The following is a 15841-nucleotide window of genomic DNA, read 5'->3' on the forward strand; positions in this document are numbered from 1 at the left end:
TTTTTGCCCGAATTCAAGGAGTTCTCGCAATGTCGATTGAGTCTTTTGATGGGATACAACCAGAAATTGGAAGTGGCGCTTGGGTGCACGCGCAAGCGAGTGTCATTGGCGAAGTGAAACTCGGTGACAACGTCTCTATCTGGCCGGGCGCGGTGCTGCGCGGCGATGTGAACCATATCCACGTTGGCAAAGACAGCAATGTGCAAGACAACAGCGTGCTACACACCACCCACAAACGCCCCGATGATCCGCTCGGCGCGCCACTGGTTATCGGCGAGCGCGTCACCATCGGCCATGGCGTGATGCTGCACGGCTGCACCATCGGCAATGAATGCCTGATCGGCATGGGCACCATCGTGCTCGACCGCGCCATCATCGAAGACCACGTGATGATCGGTGCCGGATCCTTAGTGCCACCGAATAAAGTATTACGCTCGGGCTATTTATATATGGGCCGACCGGTGAAAGAAGTGCGGGAATTAACGGAAGATGAAATTAAGCATTTTTCTTATTCGGCAGCGCATTATGTGCGGTTGATGGGGAAGTATGTGGTGTGAGTTATTTTATTGACAATGGGGATACCACACATGAAATTTATAAATAAGGACTAAGTGAATGAAGGCGTTGATTAGTATATTGCTAGTTCTTTCTGCTGGGTGCTTTGCAAAACCAGTTGTTGTTAGTAAATCTCCAAATAAATATGATGCTCAGCGGCCAGAGTGGATTGTAGATGGAATGTCCATATCTACAGATTATGTTTGTAGAATTGCACTTGATAAATTTATTCCTGAAAAATATTGCGATAAAACCATTAGATTTCAAAGAGTAGAAAATGGCGATGGCTCCATAAGCAGGGGGTCTAAAATGAGTTACTCTAACTTTTCATTGGATGAGATAACTGACTTGGCGCAGGACCCCAGAATTATCGATGCTTTTCTTAATGAAGAATCTCCTGTGATTACAATCGAAAAAACAAAGCTGGAAGTTTCTTCTGAAAAAGATAGTAAGAAGGAGTTCGTTCTGGAAGGGTTCAAGTCTGAATCAAAAAAATACTTTGAATTGATTTCTAGCGAGCATGATACTTTCCTTCGTGAAGCGGTTAACCAAAGAGTTATGATTTATATTTTTTTAGGGATATTTATATTTGTTGTAATTGTTTTTGTCAAAAAAATTGCGCTACCTGCAACTAAATCTATTGCAATAAAATCAGTTGATAGCTTAGATAATAGAAGAGTACGCCGCATTGCTGAAGATGAGGCCATTCGGCACTCAGTAAGAGAGTCTATGAATGCAGCAAATGAAGTAGAGCTGGAAAGGGTTAAAAAAGAAATTGTATCAGCCTTAGAGGCTGGAGATACTAAAACGGCTAGCCATTTTATGGATATATTAAATTCAATTGAGAATGAAAAAAAATGAAATTACTTAAGTAGCTACGCATGTGTCCATTCCCCCGATTTCGCTTTGCTCTATCGGGGCTACGGAACTGATAAAGCCCAACGTTTACCGCGAATATGATTTAAACAAAACCGCTGGATTATTCCGGCGGTTTTGTTGTTTATGCGGCTGCGCCGCGTGGTTTTGGTGCGCGTTCTGCCGCGAGGGCAGGTTAGGGGATTTGCCTCACACCCCACAAAGTTTGCAACTTTGCGGGAACCCCGTCATCTGCAAAGCACTGTAGGTACGATTAGCGAAGCGTAATCGTACGCATGTGTCCATTCCTCCGATTTCGCTTTGCTCTATCGGAGCTACGGTTCTGCGGCCTCAAACAATGAACGCAAAAACCCCGCCCCGCTTGTTCCTCACTCGGCTGGATAAAGGGGATAGAAAACCATGAGTCCACCATGGGTGTGCTTGGTTTCGTGCTGGTGCTGGTGCTGGGCTCGCCGGAGGGTGTGCAAATCTTTGATTTGCGCACGCGGATGCGATGTTTATTACATCGCTGCTCAATCGAGGGTTTGGTGCGCAAATCCCTGCGGGATTATCACACCCTATAGGAGTATTTACTGCTAGGGATTGAATATCAATGCATTGCTGGCAATACATCTACTATTGTCTTGATCGTTGGTCTGGGGCTTGAGATCCCGTCTAAGCACTGTAGGTACGATTAGCGAAGCGTAATCGTACGCATGTGTCCATTCCCCCGATTTCGCTTTGCTCTATCGGGGCTACGGAACTGATCAAGCCCAGCGTTTACCGCGAATATGATTTAAACAAAACCGCTGGATTATTCCGGCGGTTTTTTTATGTGCTGGCGTTGTGGGTTTAGAACTTAATGCACGGGCGGCCTGCAGCTAGGGCGTAGCAGGGGCAGTTGGCGAATGTGCCGTTGGGATTGACGACTAAAGTATGGGCGTCGATTTTGCACCAGCGTTGGCTGCTGGGCTCTTGTGCGTGGTCGATGTCTAGACTGTTGCTGCTGCTTTGTCCGGCGGCGACGAAGTAAAATTGGCTATTGTCATCCCACACTTGGACTGGTTTTGGGCTGTGATTGATCACTCGACCATTGAGCGGCCACGGCCAATGACCATCGTGCTCTTTTTCTTTGAGGATTAAAAAAGCCATTGCCACACCGATGAGGCTTAAGGCGACGAGCGAAAAAAAGAAATGCTTTGCAGTCATACGGGGGGCTAAAAAATACAGGTGGTATATTTTATCCGTAAAACGCCAGTAAGATTTAATTTGTTGCGCTGCTGCATTCAATGACGCCGATGCCGTGTGTTGAAGGAATTGGTATTTATTGATGCGAGATGGGCTGAGCCGCTTGTGGCTTAGGTGTTTATTTTTGAGTAAAAACGCCTATGTTTTTATTTTGTTGTTTTAAATCATGTGTTTATGTGTTTTGTTTGAATGTTTCGCTAGCATATAAGTGATCGCTGTTTGCATGTGTTCGCAACGGAACATAGATTACATTAAGTGTAATGTTTGTGCGTAAACCAACTAGGAACCGTCCAATGAAGCTCCTTCAATTATCGAGTTTGTGTGCCGCTATGCTTTTTTCGGCGACTGCCGCACAGGCCAATATCAGCACATTTAGTGGCGTAACGGACATGATTGTTAATCAAACTAGTTATGTTGAAGACGGTATTGTCACCACGCCGCTGGCAGGAAAAATATGGGGCTGGCCAGTTGCTGGACAGTTGCATTTAGATGCGGAAGGTTATGCGGGTAATTCCGTTGACTTCACGTTTACCCAAGGCTTGTTCAGCCTAAAAAGCCTTGATGTGAGCTATTCGGTGCCTGGCGCGGCGGGCACCTTAACTGCGTATGGTCTATCGAATGAATTATTGTTTTCTAGTGTGATTGGGCCAAGCGCAGGCACGTTGAGTTTTAATGGCTGGAATAATATTTCGCGACTGAATTTACTCAATACCAGCAACCATATGAGTGTCGATAATTTAGTTTTAGCGCCGGTGCCAGAGCCAGAAACGTATGCTTTAATGGGTTTGGGACTCGTTGCTTTATTCGCCGCGCGCCGCCGGCAACGTTAATCGCTACGGGTATGTTGCTCAAGCCACCAATTGCGTGGTTTTTTTATTGCGCTGGTTTTATTTTTGCTGCGGGTAGCCAAGGGGGGGCAAGGCTTTGCTTTGCAGCGCAAATCTCTGCGGGATTTTCACTACCATTTGGGTATAGCTCTGCTGATGTTGATTTATATGATTTAGATGGTTATACCCTATGCTTATGATTGGTGTTGCTGGTGCTGGTGCTGGTGCTGGTGCTGGTGCTGGTGTTGCTGGTGTTGCTGGTGTTGGATTGGCGGTTTACGCATGAATCGCAGTTGCAATGCTTGTTTGCGGCTGATACGGCAGCAATTCGCTGCACTCATTGTCGCTCTACGTTGCGATAAAAGCATGGTGGCAAGGTGTGATTGATCGTTATGCTATCCCCAATCCCCAATCCCCGCATTAATTTGACTTTAATCTTACTTATGGTGTTGGCTTTGTGGTGCTGCTGGCCTATGATGGTGCGGTTAGATTTGATTGTTCACTTTTTGGAGTAAGACGAATGAAAAAAGGTTTAATTTGCACGGGTGCTTTGTTGCTTGCTTTGTCTTTGCCGGTTTTTGCGTCAAGCGCTGAAGAGTTGGTGGCGGCTTCGGCGCCGGGCGCGGTGACTTTGCTTGAGGCGGTAAAGGCCAATGGCACGATTGCGGCCATTGATGCGGCAACGCGTAAAGTGACGTTAAAAAATGAAGCTGGCCAAACGATGAGCGTGATGGCCGGTGAAGGGGTTAAAAACTTTGATAAGCTCAAAGTCGGCGACAAAGTAAAAGCTGAATATATGCAAGTGCTGACTTTGGAATTGCTTGGCCCAGGCTCGAACGTGCGTGAACGGATTACTGAAACCAGTAAAGCTTCAGCGCCAGCAGCCAAAGCAGGTGGTTTTGTTGGCGAGCAGGTGACTGTGGTGGGCAATGTGATTGGTGTCGATGCTAAAAAACATACGGTTCGCGTGCAAGGCGTGAATCGCACCGTGACTTTAAAAGTGCGTGATCCTGCGCAATTGAAATTGATCAAAAAAGGCGATCAAATCAAAGGTACTTACACGCAAGCTTTGGCGATGCTGGTCACTGCCGCCAAATAAGCGCTCTAGGTTTTTTTATTGTGCAAAAAATGGCTTGAAGGGGTTTGAATGCCGCGATTAAGAGCTGGGCTGTTTTTCGGGCTATTGTCTGCCACGACATGGGCGGCGATACAGCCTTTAACGGCGGCTGATTGTGCTGATTTACTCGACAATGGCGTATTGAGTGCTGCCAATCCAGTGCCGTGCGAGCGATTGCAGCGGGTGAGTTTTTCGCATCTTGATTTGCAGGGGCAGTTAAGCACAGGGCAGTTGATCGTGCTCGATGCGGTGGCGCCGCAAGTCGCGGCTTTGATGTTGGCATTGCGCGCGGCAAAGTTTCCGCTGCAATCAGCGCTGCCATTGACGCAATTTAAGGGCAATGATGTGTTGTCGATGAATGCCAATAACAGCAGTGCGTTGAATGGTCGCGCGGTGACAGCAGGCCAAAATTGGTCCAAACATGCGTATGGCGTGGCGATTGATGTGAACCCTTTGCAAAATCCGTATGTGAGTTTTGCTGACGATGGTACGGCGCTGATTTTGCCGGCAGCCAGTGCCAAGGCCTTTTTAAATCGCGCTGAGTTTCGCGCCGGTAAACCGCGCCGTAGCGGGATGGTGAATGAGGCGGTGGCGCATTTATTTGCGCAATATGGGTTTATGACTTGGGGTGGGGATTGGGATTCGCCAATTGATTATCAGCATTTTGAGATTGGGAGCCGCGCGTTCATTGAGCAGTTAATCACGCTTGATCCAGCTGCTGCGCAGGCGAGCTTTCAGCAATATGCCGATCGCTATCGGCAATGCGCCGCAAGTGAAACGGGTAGCCTGAGTGAAATTAGAGCGGTTTGCGTGGCCAAGGTGAGGCAATAATTCGATTTAATTATTGTCAGACTGGCTGATACAAAGCTGAACATTGCGCCGGTATTGGGGTCGCGCCGCGCTTTGGGTGTGCTATTGAGCTGAAATTGACCGGATATTGATCCGATATTGAGCAAATGGCGGGATTTTTTGCGGCGAAAGGGGCGTTTTTTTGGTGATATTACCCATTAATCCAATGGGGATGTGAAATTGAAGCTGTGGTTTTTTTGCATCAATCTGCCGCTAAAGTGCTTGTAGTGGCCTGTTTTATTGGTGTTTGACTGGATTTAATTTGTATTGCCCTTGAATTTCCCTTGAGTTGGCCGGATTGCTCGCAGCCCAATCTGGCGCTAGGGCTGGCTTGACACCCGATGGGGATACGCTTGAACATAGCGTCATGTTACTGAATTCGACCCCCGTGTATTTTTCTTATTATTATCTGGCTCGCCAACCGGCAGCCCGATGGGTCGCGTTCATTTAAATTACACCAAATGAATGATCCAAGGCCGCCGTGATGGGCGGCCTTGTTGCATTTGTGCCGCCCAAAAACGTCTGTCTGGATCTGCATTGTTGGTTTACGACAAAGGATCATGATGACAACTCGTTCGACTTGGGGCTCTAAGCTGGGTTTTATTTTGGCGGCCGCTGGCTCGGCCATTGGCTTGGGCGCGATTTGGAAATTCCCCTATGTCACCGCGATGAATGGCGGCGGCGTGTTTATTTTATTATTCCTGTTATTTAGTTTTACCCTCGGTTTGGCGCAGATGATCGTCGAATTGACGCTGGGCCGCAGCGCGCAAACGGGGCCGGTGGGCATGTTTCGCCAATTGGCGGGCAAGGCGTGGCCGCTGATTGGCTTAATGGGGATTTTTGCTGGGTTTGTTTTATATAGTTTTTACAGTGTGATTGGTGGCTGGACGATTGGGTATCTGGCGCTAGCGATTGACGGTAGTGTGGTTACTAGCAATACCCAAGAGCTAAAGTCTATTTTTACTGGCTTTGTGTCGCATCCCTATTGGCCGATTTTGGCGCATGCCGCTTTTGTTTTAGCCACGCTTGGCATTGTGATTGGCGGGGTAGAAAAAGGCATTGAGCGCGCCAGTAAATGTTTGATGCCGGCGTTGTTTTTGATGATGTTGATCTTGATTGGTCGAGTGTTAACCTTGCCCGGGGCATGGGAAGGGGTGAAGCTGTTTTTTACGCCTGACTTGACTAAGCTCACGCCGACGATGGCGATGGATGCTTTGGGCTTGGCGTTTTTCTCTTTGTCTTTAGGGACCGGCGGCATGATTGCGTATGGCTCTTACCTGAAGCAGCAAACGCCGGTCTTGCATTCTGCAGCGTGGGTGGTGGGTTTGTCGTGCGCGGTGGCGGTTTTGGCGGGCTTGATGATTTTTCCAGCGCTACATGTGTTTGGGCTCGATCCTGCGGCGGGGCCGGGTTTAACCTTTATGACCATGCCAGTGGTGTTTGCCAGCTTGCCGTTTGGCCAACTGTGGGCGATGGTCTTTTTTGCTTTACTGACGCTGGCCGCGCTGACGTCTTCGGTATCGATGCTCGAATTAATCGCGACGCTGTTTTTGGATGAATTTAAATTACCGCGTCGGCCTGTGATTTTAGTGTTGTCGCTGGTGGTGTTTTTGTGTGGTATTCCGGCATCGTTGTCGTTTGGGACATGGTCTGGTGTGACTTGGTGGGGAAAAAACATCTTTGAGCTGATGGATTACAGCGTGGCCAATTTAATGATGCCCATCGGCGGAATTGCCGTAGCGCTGTTTGCTGGCTGGCGAGTTTGGCCACATGTGGCGCAGCTCTGTGGCTTAACGGGCGGGGCGCTCTGGGGCTTAAAGTGGAGTTGCCGCGTGCTAGCGCCGCTGTCGATTGGCGTGTTATTACTCAAGAATTTATAAAGCAGCGATCTAAACACAGTTCACTTAACGCAAAACCTTGAAAATCTGACGCAGAGGCGCAGAGGAAATTTAGGGCTTTTCGATTGATTTTCTCTGCATCAAAAGCGATCGCAGCAATGAAATCGAGCAAAAAAATGCCGCTCACTTGGCTTAAGTGAGCGGCATTACAGCCGAGGCTGGGTTTACTTCAAATCTGATCAACAGGCAGATCGATTAGAAGCTGTAAGTGCTACCAAAACGAACGCGCCATTCAGCATCGTGCTGTTTGTTAGCGGTTTCGCCCAAGTAACCGACTTCGGTGTAAACGCGAACTGAAGGCGTGAGCTTGTAACCCAAACCAATATTGTGTTCGTAGTAGTTGCTGCTGTTGTTCACGTATTCAAAGTCATTGAGTTTGTGATCTACACGGAAGTTGTAGTAACCGCTGGTTTTTTCGTTGAATGATTTTTGCAACCAGAAGTCAGCACGAACCACTTCGTCGTGTTCAAACTTGCCGTTCAAGTCTTTTTCTGACCAGCCTTTAAAGTCGTAACGCAAACGGCTGTCAAAGCGCCAAGTTGGGGCAAACTCCCAGTTAGCACGGATGTAGGCTTTGTAAGCTTCGCCTTTGTTTTTAACCGTTTGCACCAAGAAACCAGGTTGCAAAGTCACAGCAGCATTGAGTTTGTGTTTGTAATACAGTTCAAATTCAGTATCGGTCCAGTTCATTTGATCAATCCCTTCACCTGGCAGGCTGGTATTGCTCATAGAGTACTCAACACCACCACCAAAACCATTGGCCATTTCGTGGCTCAATAAGATGCGTGATTCGTATTTTTCGCTACCCGTTTTGTAGCCGCCACGGAAATCGATGCTCGTTGCGTGCGCTTGAATGGCAATTGCGCTGCAAGCCAGAGCGACAAGGTATTTAATCTTCATGATTTAAATTCTCGAATAAAGTAGAAAGTGAAATGGCAGTGCCATTACGTCGATCATAATTCGCTTATATTTGGCAGGTAAATGGTATTTATTACAATTTCTGGGGTGTTTTGCGAATTTGTTTAATGTTTCGATGATTGTCAGAAATTGGAAATAAAAAGATAATTTGAGGTAATAAATTAGTTTGTTTGAATTACATATATCAAAAATCAGTTGTTGTAAAATTGATTCATTAAATGAATTTTTATTGCCATTCCGACCATTAATAATATAAGGCCTTAAGTAATTAAATATGCCATTTAATTACTTAAGGAGAGTTGCTTAATTGATAAAAGCACTGCTCTCGCTTTAATTTTAATAGATCGATGCCGCGCAAGCGCTTTGCCACTGTAGAATGCAGTTCTGAGATTTGTCGTCGTCATCAATGGAGTTGTGATGCTGTTACAGCGTGGTTTAAAAAGTGTGTTGACCACTTGGTTGTCGGGTCTATTGGCTTTGCTACCTTTTTTACTCACTATTTCGCTGTTGGCGTGGGTGGTGAATTTACTCAATGATTATTTAGGGCCAAAAAGCTTAGTGGGGCAGTTGTTTTCGATTATTGGTCAGCCGGTGGTGGATCATCCGGTATTTGGGTATTTAATTGGTTGGGTGATGTTGCTGGGGGCGATTTATCCTTTGGGTATTTTGGTGCGCTCTCGATTAAAAAAACCATTAGCGGCACTGGTCGATAGTACGGTGCGGCGTATTCCGGTGATTGGTAGTTTTTATAATATGGCCGATCGTTTTGTGGGTTTGCTCGATCAAAAGCAAGACGCTGATATTGGCGCGATGAGCCCAGTTTGGTGTTTGTTTGGCGGGGATGGCGTGGCGGTCTTGGCCTTGATGCCCAATCCTGTGCCGATTGAGATTGATGGCCGCGAGTATCAAGCGATTTTAGTGCCGACCGCACCAGTGCCGATTGGCGGTGGTTTGTTGTATATCCCCAAGGAATGGATACGCCCAGCCAATATTGGCGTGGATAAACTGACCAGTATTTATGTGTCGATGGGGATTACGCCACCGCCGTCACTGAAAAAAGCCAGCCAAATGGCACCCGTGATTTATCCGGACCCACGGGCGTTATAAGTTTTGATGCTGGCGCAGTGATTGCACCGAAATAAAAAACGCCCGACTCAAATCGGGCGTTTTGTTTTGGGGCTTATACCACCCACTGACCGTCACGATACACGACGTCGTCACCAAACTGGACGGATTCGGTAATGGCAAACACGTCGATATGGTATTTGCCTTCGCCACGTTTGATATGTGGTTTGGCGTAAATGCCGTGCTTCATGCCCAGTGATAAATGAATGCCGCACATTCGCTCATAGGTGCCAATATCACTGACGGTGCGCTCAAAGCTAAAGGCACGGTTCATGCCTAAACCCAATTCTCTTACCCAAACCACACCACCTTCATCGGCGCGAATCTTCGCCATCATGGCGTCAAATTCAGGGGTGGAATCGATGACGTCAGTCACTTGGCTTTTTTCAATGACTAAAGTGATTGGCGTAGCGGGGCGGTTAACGCGAAAGGTGGTGTCGCCAAAAATAAAAATCCGCACTCGGCCATTCACTAAATCTAAATCAGCCGCTTCGGTAAACACTTCACCCAATGGAAATTGCCCGCCGGTGTTATTCATCTGACGGTAGTCGCCAATATTGAGTTTGGCCGATTCAAACGGCGTAGCAAAAATCAGTTGATTACCTGCGCCACTATCGATCATGCCATGCGGTGCAGCATCGATTTTGGCTTTGAGCGCATGGCCAACGTCGCGATAATAGCTTGGGTCGTACGCCAATGAATCGATGTAGTAGGCGACTTCTGCGCCGGGCATGCGACCCAAGTGGGGATGCTCAATGACTTTGAGGCTGCGTTTAAATAGCTCAACGCGAATCCGAAAGGCTTCAAGGCGAAAGTGTGTTGACTGCACCAACACCACTAAGTCTTTGGCGGCAAGCTCGGCAAATTCGGCCAGCACTTGCTCGGGCGTGCTGTGGTCAAAATCAATAAAATGAGCGTGCGGTAGGCAATGGCGGTAAGCGGCAGTAAGGGTGACGGCCAATTCACTGCGGCTATCAAATACCACCACCGCTTTTTCTGCCGCGCTATGCTCAAAAGCAATGCGCAGTACATCGCTTAAATGTTGCTGGGCTATGGCCACCAGCGCGCTGGACGCGGTGAAAGTATCGATTTCTGGATTGCTACTTGAGTCGTTCATCGTTGGCTTGGCTTATTAAATTAAATGGCAAAAATAGGGTGGTTTGGCCGCAGTGAGTTATTTCTGCTGGCAGCTGCGCTTAGCGCCGCATGCGCGCGTCAAGTTGCTCGACTTGCGCGCGCGCCCATGGCGTGCGGCGTAAAAAAGTGAGGCTCGATTTGATCGACGGGTCATTGGAAAAACACTTGATCGGAATACGCCGGGCGAGTTCTTCCCAACCAAAATGATCAACTAGGTCGGTGAGCATTTTTTCTAAGGTAATGCCATGCTGCGGGTCTTGGTTGTACATACTGCGGTCCTCGATTGGGATTATCTTTAACCCATTTAGATCATTATTGAACGTTGTTCAGATTGGGGGTTGATGCTGTGCCGCGCTTGTTGGTCTGGGGCTTAATCACCCGTTCAAGCGCACCGAGTGAGGAGCGAGACAAACAGCTTTACCGTTTGGCTCACGATCGATCGAGGGCATCGGGGACCGATGCGCGCTCAAAAGCGCCTTTCTTTCCCCCTCTTTTTTGGCGAGTCAAAGAAAGAGGGGGGGCGCCACTGACTGTGACTGTAAACAGCCGTGCCGCAGGCACTTAAAACCATTAACACATAATCTGAGATTCATTCGTAATTAATAGGTATCTTTCGCTATGACTTATAGTATGACTGCTAGCGGCATATACCCATTATTAATATTGAATCAATAAAAAAGCCCAACTGCTCGTTGGGCTCATCATCGCTCGGGCGGTAAATTGAATTAGTTAAATAAACCTTTCCACCACAAACGAATCGTATCCCATGCACGGCCAAAAATATTGGCTTGTTCAACTGAAGCAATCGCCACTACTTTGCGTTCAGAGAGCACTTTGCCGTCTAAGCTGATTTTCATCGTGCCTACCACTTGACCTTCTTTGATCGGCGCCATTAAAGGCTGTTGGCTGACTAAATCAATTTTAAGTTTTGCTGCATCGCCTTTGGGTACGGTGATGTATTGGTCTTGCATAAAGCCAACGCCAACGGTGTCAGCTTTCCCTTTCCATACCGGCACTTGCTGTACGGCTTGTTTAGCGGTGTAAAGGCGTGGCGTTTCAAAAAATTGTGCGCCCCAGTTGAGTAATTTTGACGACTCGGTGGCGCGAACTTCGGGGCTGGTGGTGCCAACAACGACAGAAATCAAGCGGCGGCCATCGCGTTTACTGGATGCGACAAGATTGTAGCCTGCTGAGTTGGTGTGGCCGGTTTTCATGCCATCAACAAAAGGGTCGCGGTAGAGCAATAAATTGCGATTAGGCTGGCTGATATTGTTGTACTTGAATTCTTTAATACCGTAAATCGGATAGTACTCTGGGAAATCATTGATTATTGCAGTGGCTAAACGGCCTAAATCGCTGGTCGTCACCAATAAGGCCGGGTCGGGTAAACCGGTGCTATTGGTAAAGAATGAATTGTGCAGACCGAGGCGTTTGGCTTCTTTGTTCATCAATTGCGCAAATATTTCTTCGCTACCGGCAATGGCTTCGGCCAAGGTCACGCAAGCGTCGTTACCGCTTTGCACGATCATGCCTTTGATTAGGTCGTCCACGGTCGCAGGGACTTTAGGGTCTAGATACATGCGCGAACCTTCGGTGCGCCAGCCTTTATCCGACACCAAGAGGGTTTGGTCGAGTTTGAGTTTGCCTTCTTTCACCATTTTAAAGGTGATATAGGCTGTCATCATTTTAGTGAGCGATGCTGGCTCGATTTTCATGTCCGGATCACGTGCAGCCAATACTTGGCCGCTTTGCTTGTCGTAGAGGTAATACGACTTGGCCGCAATTTCGGGAACCGGCGGCACAAAAGCGTGGGCAAGGCTAGGTAGGGCGATTAGGGCGGCAATCAGGCGGGTTTTCATCGAATTCATGGCTATTTAAAAGTGAGTCGGAGCACAAAGGACAGATTATACGGCGTTTAGTGCCGCGAAAACTGTGATTGAATGCCTTTTGCTGCGTTGAAAATTTACATTCACAATAAGCTTGAATTCATTGCGACAAAATACCTCATTTTTTGGGCAATTGGTCACGGGTGATTGCGCTTGGCTTTGCGAAAATGCGGCTCTGATTCAAGGAGTTGCTGATGCGCTATTTGTTTGTGTTGTCTTTTTTTGTACTGCAGCCCGTGTTGGCAATGATTTGGCCTTGGCCGTTGAATGGCAAAGTGATTAATTATAGTATTTTGCCTGTTGCAGTTTGGGACGGTGAGCATGGCATCTACACGCTAGCGGCCGGCACCTTTAGCGGTAAGCAAGCAGATATTGATCATGTTTTTGATTTTGGTAGCTTTCGCTGGTGCAAGATAGGCCCAAGCACGGTGATTGTGAATCGTCAGGGCGAAGTGGAGTCTTGTCCAAAGTGGGTGAGTGGCCCTGGTGCTGCGAGTTAATTTCACATCAGAATGAAAAAACAGCGCTCGACTACCTTGGACTAAGGTCGCCGTGCGCTGTGATTCAAGTTTAAAACGGATAATTTGGGGTTTGAGTTGAAAGATCGAGCCAAATACCGGTACTGACTTGGTTGTACTTGCTGGTTGCGAGTGCGTAAAAAGTTTCCGGTAAGACTTCAAGTCCTAAGGCCGCGACCGAGCTGATAGCGGTGGGGGTGAGTGTGATGCCATACATGGCAAAGATGTTTTTTAAGTCTTTGCCGATGATTTTTGAGCTTAAAACATAGAGCAAATCAGGGTTATTAATCTTATTATCGGCATAGCTGCCCATCGCATATTTGCCTTTATTATTGGCATCCCACGCGCGGCTCACCAAGCGATCACCCTTGGTTAGTAACGTGAAATAATCCAGACTCGCTTCCATACTCGGTTTCGCTTCGTTGACGCGATATTTGCTAAATAAAAACGCCAATTGAAAGTGCACGGCGCGCATTGAATTTGGGTCCGCCATGGTCCAAAGTCGTTTTTGCATGTCGAGGATTTTATCTTCTCCGACTTTGTTGGTATCACGGTTGTTTTTGATGTGTTGATACAAGGTTGGGTGGTTGGTGGTATGCCCCGTATCGACGCCGAGCGTTTTAAATTGCCGCATCATTTGCGCGCTGGCGAGGATGTTGTTATTGCATTCTGTAACACACCCTTGGCCATTAAACGCTATTGTCATAACGCGCTGCACCGTGTTGTGACCGAGCTCGTGCGCGTGTCCCCAGCCAGTGCCACTGATACCGGCAAAGCCATCGGATGGATTGCCCGAGCAAAGAAATCCACATTGAGCGATCCAACCAACAAAGTGCTGCACGCCCGGAGCGCGATGAATTGGCCCATCACACTGCCAACCAAATTGAGTACAAAGCTGCGATACATTGGCCGACATCGGCATATTGCTATAGCCATTGGCGAGGTGATTGCTATCAAATAAGCTGCCTTTGACTTGATCAAGGATATAGACCTTAGGGTCGATATTGCCCATGGCCTGATTGGCATAATTGATGGTTTGTTGGATTTCTCCACCGACAAATTTCGCCGTTTGCCAGCCAAAGTCTTTGCGTTTGAGTGCGGCAACGGCTTCGTTGATTTCGGCGTCGCTTTGCGGCTTGGTAAAATCAAAATGCGCATATTTGGCTGCGCCACGAATTTTTAGCGTGACGGTTTGCCCTGACGCTGCGCCGCCGTAGTTGAGGTAGAGCGGACCACCAAAAGGTGACACAAAGACGGTGGCTTTCGTCGTATTGAGTGGAATCGCAAATGACTGTGGACGGCGTGGGCGTTTATAAGCTTCGGCCACATTGTCGGTGAGTGGGTTACCAAAGGCGCGCACATGGTTGGTTTGAATGCTGAGATTGGCATCGCCTTTTTCGAGCACTTCGATGTAAACCGGTTTGCCTGGAATAGAGGCACGGCCAATAGCAGTGGTGCCTCCGCTTTGGGCAATGGTGACGTCGATAATTTCATCGCTTTGGCTGACGGGGATGCTTTGCGCAGCAACAGGCATAAAATCACCTTGGCCAGCTGCGGCAAAGGTGGTGTAGCTGCGGTTATAAGCCAGCCAAGAGTCCGAAGCGTAAGTGCGTAAAAATTCATCAGGATTGGTGGTGCGATTGATTTTACCGTATTGAATGCTTGGACGATAAAGGTCGGCCCAAAGAATGAGTAAGCGATGTAAATCGGTTGCTGGTTCGGCAAATAGGTCAATGCCGCCACTTTGTAGTGTGGCGATTTCATTGTGAATTTGGCTGATGGCCGATGTTGAGCGAGTATCTGCCGCTAAGTCGACGTTGAGATTATCAACGCTCATTTGTTCTAGCGCTTTATTGAGTCCGCCCATTTGGTCGTTACGTTGTAAGGTATCAGCGATAGTGCGGTTGGCGTTCACTGATACGCCAGCAGTATCGGCAAAGTAATTGCCTGGGTAGCCACCGAGGTTCATTCCCATGGCTTTGGCCACTTTGCGCCCGCCTCCTGAGTCAACCCAGTTGGGGTGCATATAGATAATGGCTTTGCCGCTGGCTTGGTATTGGCGTACCAGCTGAGCTAAGTTGGCATCATCTCTAACACCAGCACCAAATACCAAAACATCGGCGTTTTGCCAGCAGGTATTGTTGCTGAGCGTTAAATCACACGGAACAGCTTCGGGTTTTTTACCGAGTAAAGTGATGAAGCGACTTACTGTTGGTGCGTCATAGCCCGCGGCGGCAAATTTAAGCGTATTGGGTAATGGGCCTGCGGCTTTGCCGGTAACAACCCAATTGAATGCTCGGGTAAATAGTGGCAAGTGCTGGGTTTCTCTGGATTGATCGGCCATCCATTTGAGCATATCTACGCCATAAGCTAAGCCACGCCCTTTGCCATATTGCGAGATGGCGGCCATGCCGCTACCGTCGTCGGCAACAATAAGGGGACTCGCCATGGTGGAAATGGAGCGGTTAATCTCAATGCTATTAGTTGTGTGATTAAGCGCTAGATTTAATTTGCTATCGCCATAAATATCAACGAGTGCAGCAGTTTGCCGCTGTTGGTACTGGCCTGCAGTTTGTTGTGATAAACGCAGTAATGTTGGCATATCACTGCGGTTCAGTCCTTGGACGCTGCCGGTTTTTAGTGCGACTTCGATTGGGTCGGGTATCGGCTCTATGGTTGGAGCTGGCGTAGGTTGGGTTGTGGCTTCTGGGGTTGGAGTAACGCCTGGCGCAGAGCTTGGCCCGATTCCTGTATTGCCGCCACCTCCGCCAATGGAGGGCAGGCTAACTTCTGTGCCGCCACCGCATGCTGTTAACATCAGTAAGAGTGCGGCGCTGCCGACATATTTTGGATTCATGATCAAGCTCTAAGTATTGAAATAAGTAAAAGCAATGCCGCTGCTGTTGGG

The 15841-nt window shown here is 48.1% G+C and carries 13 protein-coding genes and 1 pseudogene; 8 read left to right on the forward strand and 6 right to left on the reverse strand.

The window, feature by feature from the left end; genetic code table 11:
* The first annotated feature begins 29 nt into the window (after window positions 1–29).
* Together K4H25_RS05665 and K4H25_RS05670 are read left to right on the forward strand one after the other, a co-directional pair.
* Window positions 30–557: a gamma carbonic anhydrase family protein gene (locus tag K4H25_RS05665; RefSeq protein ID WP_221022390.1), complete on the forward strand. Its 528-nt coding sequence runs from the start codon at window positions 30–32 to the stop codon at window positions 555–557.
* A 58-nt stretch (window positions 558–615) separates the two neighbouring features.
* The gene (locus tag K4H25_RS05670) at window positions 616–1416 is read left to right on the forward strand and encodes a hypothetical protein (protein WP_221022391.1); all 801 of its coding nucleotides are present in this window, start codon (window positions 616–618) and stop codon (window positions 1414–1416) included.
* An 846-nt stretch (window positions 1417–2262) separates the two neighbouring features.
* Here the strand turns inward: K4H25_RS05670 and K4H25_RS05675 are convergent.
* Window positions 2263–2562 (reverse strand): hypothetical protein, encoded by a 300-nt coding sequence (locus tag K4H25_RS05675; RefSeq protein ID WP_221022392.1) that lies wholly within the window; start codon window positions 2560–2562, stop codon window positions 2263–2265.
* An 839-nt stretch (window positions 2563–3401) separates the two neighbouring features.
* Between K4H25_RS05675 and K4H25_RS17115 the strand changes: the two are divergent.
* From K4H25_RS17115 to K4H25_RS05695, 4 genes and pseudogenes are all read left to right on the forward strand, one after another.
* A pseudogene (locus K4H25_RS17115) lies at window positions 3402–3488 on the forward strand (PEP-CTERM sorting domain-containing protein); the annotation flags it as partial.
* A gap of 517 nt (window positions 3489–4005) precedes the next feature.
* On the forward strand, window positions 4006–4584 hold the full coding sequence (locus tag K4H25_RS05685; RefSeq protein WP_221022394.1) for a copper-binding protein: 579 nt from the start codon (window positions 4006–4008) through the stop codon (window positions 4582–4584).
* Between the two features lie 48 nt (window positions 4585–4632).
* Window positions 4633–5433, forward strand: a complete 801-nt coding sequence (locus K4H25_RS05690) for a M15 family metallopeptidase (RefSeq protein ID WP_221022395.1) — start codon at window positions 4633–4635, stop codon at window positions 5431–5433.
* Window positions 5434–6011: 578 nt separating this feature from the next.
* A complete protein-coding gene (locus K4H25_RS05695; protein WP_221022396.1) occupies window positions 6012–7331 on the forward strand; it encodes a sodium-dependent transporter in 1320 nt (439 codons plus the stop codon).
* A gap of 213 nt (window positions 7332–7544) precedes the next feature.
* Here K4H25_RS05695 and K4H25_RS05700 read toward each other — a convergent pair whose 3' ends face one another.
* A complete protein-coding gene (locus tag K4H25_RS05700; RefSeq protein WP_221022397.1) occupies window positions 7545–8249 on the reverse strand; it encodes an oligogalacturonate-specific porin KdgM family protein in 705 nt (234 codons plus the stop codon).
* Between the two features lie 435 nt (window positions 8250–8684).
* Here K4H25_RS05700 and K4H25_RS05705 point away from each other — a divergent pair, with 435 nt between their 5' ends.
* Entirely contained in the window at window positions 8685–9374 is a 690-nt protein-coding gene (locus tag K4H25_RS05705; RefSeq protein WP_217390095.1) for a DUF502 domain-containing protein, read from the forward strand.
* A gap of 73 nt (window positions 9375–9447) precedes the next feature.
* Here K4H25_RS05705 and K4H25_RS05710 read toward each other — a convergent pair whose 3' ends face one another.
* The 3 genes from K4H25_RS05710 to K4H25_RS05720 form a co-directional block, all read right to left on the reverse strand.
* Window positions 9448–10509, reverse strand: coding sequence for a M29 family metallopeptidase (locus K4H25_RS05710; RefSeq protein WP_221022398.1), 1062 nt, complete (start codon window positions 10507–10509; stop codon window positions 9448–9450).
* Window positions 10510–10588: 79 nt separating this feature from the next.
* Entirely contained in the window at window positions 10589–10798 is a 210-nt protein-coding gene (locus K4H25_RS05715; protein WP_173533460.1) for a VF530 family protein, read from the reverse strand.
* A 456-nt stretch (window positions 10799–11254) separates the two neighbouring features.
* Entirely contained in the window at window positions 11255–12388 is a 1134-nt protein-coding gene (locus tag K4H25_RS05720) for a D-alanyl-D-alanine carboxypeptidase family protein (protein ID WP_221022399.1), read from the reverse strand.
* 221 nt (window positions 12389–12609) lie between these two features.
* Here K4H25_RS05720 and K4H25_RS05725 point away from each other — a divergent pair, with 221 nt between their 5' ends.
* On the forward strand, window positions 12610–12915 hold the full coding sequence (locus K4H25_RS05725) for a hypothetical protein (RefSeq protein WP_221022400.1): 306 nt from the start codon (window positions 12610–12612) through the stop codon (window positions 12913–12915).
* 70 nt (window positions 12916–12985) lie between these two features.
* Here K4H25_RS05725 and K4H25_RS05730 read toward each other — a convergent pair whose 3' ends face one another.
* Window positions 12986–15790 carry an ImpA family metalloprotease gene (locus K4H25_RS05730; RefSeq protein ID WP_221022401.1) on the reverse strand — a complete coding sequence of 935 codons (2805 nt, stop codon included), beginning with the start codon at window positions 15788–15790 and terminating at the stop codon, window positions 12986–12988.
* Window positions 15791–15841 lie beyond the last annotated feature (51 nt).

The sequence above is a fragment of the Deefgea piscis genome (assembly GCF_019665785.1).
Lineage (GTDB): Bacteria > Pseudomonadota > Gammaproteobacteria > Burkholderiales > Chitinibacteraceae > Deefgea.

Coding starts and splice junctions, on each gene's coding strand:
- K4H25_RS05665 (WP_221022390.1), top strand. CDS start 30: ATGTCGATTGAGTCTTTTGATGGGATACAACCAGAAATTGGAAGTGGC.
- K4H25_RS05670 (WP_221022391.1), top strand. CDS start 616: ATGAAGGCGTTGATTAGTATATTGCTAGTTCTTTCTGCTGGGTGCTTT.
- K4H25_RS05675 (WP_221022392.1), bottom strand. CDS start 2,562: ATGGCTTTTTTAATCCTCAAAGAAAAAGAGCACGATGGTCATTGGCCG.
- K4H25_RS05685 (WP_221022394.1), top strand. CDS start 4,006: ATGAAAAAAGGTTTAATTTGCACGGGTGCTTTGTTGCTTGCTTTGTCT.
- K4H25_RS05690 (WP_221022395.1), top strand. CDS start 4,633: ATGCCGCGATTAAGAGCTGGGCTGTTTTTCGGGCTATTGTCTGCCACG.
- K4H25_RS05695 (WP_221022396.1), top strand. CDS start 6,012: ATGATGACAACTCGTTCGACTTGGGGCTCTAAGCTGGGTTTTATTTTG.
- K4H25_RS05700 (WP_221022397.1), bottom strand. CDS start 8,249: ATGAAGATTAAATACCTTGTCGCTCTGGCTTGCAGCGCAATTGCCATT.
- K4H25_RS05705 (WP_217390095.1), top strand. CDS start 8,685: ATGCTGTTACAGCGTGGTTTAAAAAGTGTGTTGACCACTTGGTTGTCG.
- K4H25_RS05710 (WP_221022398.1), bottom strand. CDS start 10,509: ATGAACGACTCAAGTAGCAATCCAGAAATCGATACTTTCACCGCGTCC.
- K4H25_RS05715 (WP_173533460.1), bottom strand. CDS start 10,798: ATGTACAACCAAGACCCGCAGCATGGCATTACCTTAGAAAAAATGCTC.
- K4H25_RS05720 (WP_221022399.1), bottom strand. CDS start 12,388: ATGAAAACCCGCCTGATTGCCGCCCTAATCGCCCTACCTAGCCTTGCC.
- K4H25_RS05725 (WP_221022400.1), top strand. CDS start 12,610: ATGCGCTATTTGTTTGTGTTGTCTTTTTTTGTACTGCAGCCCGTGTTG.
- K4H25_RS05730 (WP_221022401.1), bottom strand. CDS start 15,790: ATGAATCCAAAATATGTCGGCAGCGCCGCACTCTTACTGATGTTAACA.